The sequence below is a fragment of the Nocardioides sp. genome, assembly GCF_025965415.1.
GTDB lineage: Bacteria > Actinomycetota > Actinomycetes > Propionibacteriales > Nocardioidaceae > Nocardioides.
In genome coordinates this window covers 1-3,295 of sequence record NZ_JAOPWY010000024.1, presented here as the reverse complement: position 1 = coordinate 3,295, position 3,295 = coordinate 1, and the positions used below count along the sequence as shown (strand labels likewise).

3 protein-coding genes and 1 pseudogene are annotated in these 3,295 nt (G+C 75.3%); all 4 read right to left on the bottom strand.

What is annotated here, in order from left to right; all coding sequences use genetic code 11:
• Nucleotides 1-380: pseudogene (locus JWN97_RS02785) on the bottom strand (monooxygenase); the annotation flags it as partial.
• Nucleotides 373-927: an isoprenylcysteine carboxylmethyltransferase family protein gene (locus JWN97_RS02780; RefSeq protein WP_297617868.1), complete on the bottom strand. Its 555-nt coding sequence runs from the start codon at nucleotides 925-927 to the stop codon at nucleotides 373-375. The pseudogene JWN97_RS02785 and the gene JWN97_RS02780, both read right to left, overlap by 8 nt.
• Entirely contained in the window at nucleotides 924-1,979 is a 1,056-nt protein-coding gene (locus JWN97_RS02775) for a 3-oxoacyl-[acyl-carrier-protein] synthase III C-terminal domain-containing protein (protein WP_297617865.1), read from the bottom strand. The genes JWN97_RS02780 and JWN97_RS02775 overlap by 4 nt, the downstream gene beginning before the upstream one ends.
• Nucleotides 1,976-3,172 (bottom strand): geranylgeranyl reductase family protein, encoded by a 1,197-nt coding sequence (locus JWN97_RS02770; RefSeq protein ID WP_297617862.1) that lies wholly within the window; start codon nucleotides 3,170-3,172, stop codon nucleotides 1,976-1,978. Before JWN97_RS02770 ends, JWN97_RS02775 begins: the two co-directional genes overlap by 4 nt.
• Nucleotides 3,173-3,295 lie beyond the last annotated feature (123 nt).

Below are 3,295 nucleotides of genomic sequence, written 5' to 3'. Positions count from 1 at the left end.
ACGTGGTCGCCGGCGTCGCGCACGCTGCGCACCGGCCGCGGCTCGACGTCGATCCCGGCCTCCGCCAGCCGCTCGGACAGCGCGGCGTGCAGCACCGTGCGTCGTACGCCCCGCCCGGGGCCGGCTGCGAAGCGTGCGGACACGCCGTCGCCCCCGCCGACACCGTCGAGGTAGTGGATGCCCGCGATGTCGTGACCGCGGGGGTCGACCCCGAGCGCGGCGAGCTCGGCCACGGCACCGGGCATCAGGCCCTCGCCGCAGGCCTTGTCGATCGGCCCGCTGCGCGGCTCGCGCACGACCACGTCGAGCCCCGCGCGGTGCGCGTGCAGGGCCACGGCCATGCCGACGGGCCCGCCTCCGGCCACCACCAGGTCACGCACCGGCGGCCTCCGGACGGGCGGGGGTCGCACGGGGCAGGGTGGCGAGTGCCGCGTCCTCGGCACGGATGCGCACCGCCAGCAGGCCCGCGTTGAGGACGGTGAACGCGGCGGCCGTGATCCAGGCGTTGTGGACCAACGGCAGCGCGAAGCCCTCGACGACCACGGCGACGTAGTTGGGGTGCGTGAACACCGCATAGGGACCGCCGCCCACGGGAGCCAGGTCGGGTACGACGATGACGCGGGTGTTCCAGCGACGGCCGAGCGTGCTGATGCACCACCAGCGCAGCGCCTGCGAGGCGACCACCAGGGCGAGCATCGACCACGCCAGCACCGACGGCACGTCCGGACGCCGGAGCCACGCCTCCAGCAGCGCGCCGGCGAGCAGGCCGGTGTGCAGCACGACCATGAAGGGGTAGTGGCCCTGCCCGGTCTCGACGCCCCCGCGCTCGCGGCTCCAGGCTGCGTTGCGGGTCGACACGACGAGCTCCGCGAGCCTCTCCAGCCCGACGAGCGCCACCAGCACCGTGAACGCGACGAGCGTGGTCACGAGGCGGCCTCCAGCAGGACGAGCTCGGAGCAGAACCCCGGTCCCATCGCGAGCAGCACGCCGCGGCTGCCAGGCGCCGGCGGGCGCTCGCGCAGCGTCTTCTCGAGCACGTGGAGCACCGACACCGACGAGAGGTTGCCGACGTCGGCGAGCGACTCCCACGTCAGGCGAACGGCGTCGCGGGGCACCTCCAGCGCCGCTTGGAGCGCCTCGATGACCTTGGGGCCGCCGGGGTGGCACACCCACCAGCCGATGTCGGCGCGGGTGAGGTCCTGGTCGGCGAGGAAGGCGTCGACGTCGGCGCGGAGGTAGCGCTCGACGAGGCTGGGCACGCCGGCGTCGAGCACGATCCGCAGGCCGGTGCTGGCGACGTCGAAGCCCATCGTGCGCTCGCTGTCGGGGTAGAGCCGGCTCCGGGAGTCGAGCACGCGCACCGGTCCGCCCGGTCCCTGGTCGCCGACGGCGACCACGGCGGCGGCACCGTCGCCGAAGAGCCCGCTGGCCACGAGGTTGGGGACCGAGACGTCGTCGCGCTGCAGGGTGAGCGAGCACAGCTCGGCCGCGACCAGCACGGCCGTGTGACCGGGGTGTCCGAGCAGGTAGTCGTGCAGGCGCGCGACGCCGGCGGCACCGGCGACGCAGCCGAGCCCGACGAGCGGCACCCGCCGGACGTCCTCGCGCAGTCCCACGACACCGGCGATCCGGGCGTCCAGCGACGGGACGGCCAGGCCGGTCACCGTCGCGGTGATGATCAGGTCGACGTCCGAGGGCGTCAGGTCGGCGGCCTTGAGCGCGTCGACGAGGGCGCGCGAGCCGAGCTCGACGGCGTGCTCGATGAAGAGGTCGTTGGTCTGCCCGAAGTCGCGCAGGCCGGCGTACTCGGCCAGGGGCAGGACCGTGTGCCGGCGCTCGACGCCGGCGTTGGCGTGGAACCGCCTCAGCAGGGCCCGGTCGAGGCTGCGCTGCGAGATCACCTCGGAGAACGCCTCGGTGATCTCGTGCTGCGGGGAGGCGTGCGCCGGCAGCGCGCTGCGGACGGTGAGGATCTTCATGGTGTCTCCATCATGGATGGCCGGTCCACACGAGTACCCAGGACGAGGCTCCGCAACAACCCGGACGCCAGCCGGGCGTCGATCCGGCCGTCGCCGAGGCCGAGCTCGACCAGGGTGTCGAAGGCCCGCCGGTCGCGGGCCGCCGCGCGGATGCCCGCGTCGACGACGGCGGGAGAGCGGGACAGCCGCGAGGCGGTCCACGTGTGCTTGAGGTGCGTGCCGAGCAGGCGTCGTACGTCGCGTCGGTGCCGCACGCCGGCCGCGTCCGGTTCCCCTGCGGCCACGCAGCGCGCGGCGGTGCGGCCCGCGGCGATGCCGGTGGCCACGGCGTAGTAGAGGCCCTCCCCCGTCATCGGGTTGATCAGCCCGGCCGCGTCGCCCGCCAGCAGGACCGGCCCGTCGGGCTGGTCCCAGCGCCAGCCGCTCAGCGGCAGGTGGTGGCCGAGCCAGCCGCTGCCCGTGGACGCGGCGCCCGGGATGAGGCTCTCGAGCTCGTCGAGCAGGAGCTGCCGACTCGGGGCGCCGCGACTGTCGCCCTCCCCCGGCAGCAGCTCGCCGTAGCCCACGTTGGCGAGCCCGTCGCCGCGGTCGAAGGCCCAGGCGTACGACGGCTGGCGGCGCTCGCCGTAGCGGATGACCTGCCGTCCCTCGAGCTCCGGCGTCGTCGGGGCGTAGCCGCGGATGGCGAGCGCGCGGGGGTCGCGCCGACGACCGAGCAGCGCGGTGCGGACGAGGGAGTGGGCGCCGTCGGCCCCGAGCACGACGCGGCCCTCGATCGAGCCGGAGACGGTGACGCGACCCGCTCCGGTCGTGACCGAGCTCGCCCGGTGGCGACGGAGCACGGCGCCGGCGGCGACGGCCCGCTCGACCAGGCGCGCGTCGAAGACCTGGCGCGGCACGACGTGGACCTCGCGGTCCATCGCGCCGTCGACCCGGGCCGTCCCGCGGGACAGCTCCAGCCGCCGGATCGGGGTCCAGTCGTCGACGACGTCGCCCGCACCGACCTCGGTGAGGGCGTCCAGCACGTGGGGCGCGATCCCGTCGCCGCAGGACTTGTCGCGGGGGAAGTCGCTGCGGTCCAGCAGGAGCACGCGCAGTGTCGGATCCTGCGTCAGGGCACCGAGGGCGGCCGAGGAGCCCGCCGGTCCGGCACCCACGACCACGAGGTCCCACGACTCGGAGGTGGTCGTCACCTCACCACCACCAGCAGGACCGCGTCGACGAGGGCGATCGCGACGGCCGCCAGGAAGGGCACCCGGCCCCGCCCCACGACGACGAGCGCGACCAGCGCGGCGACCCCGACGCCCACCGCGGTC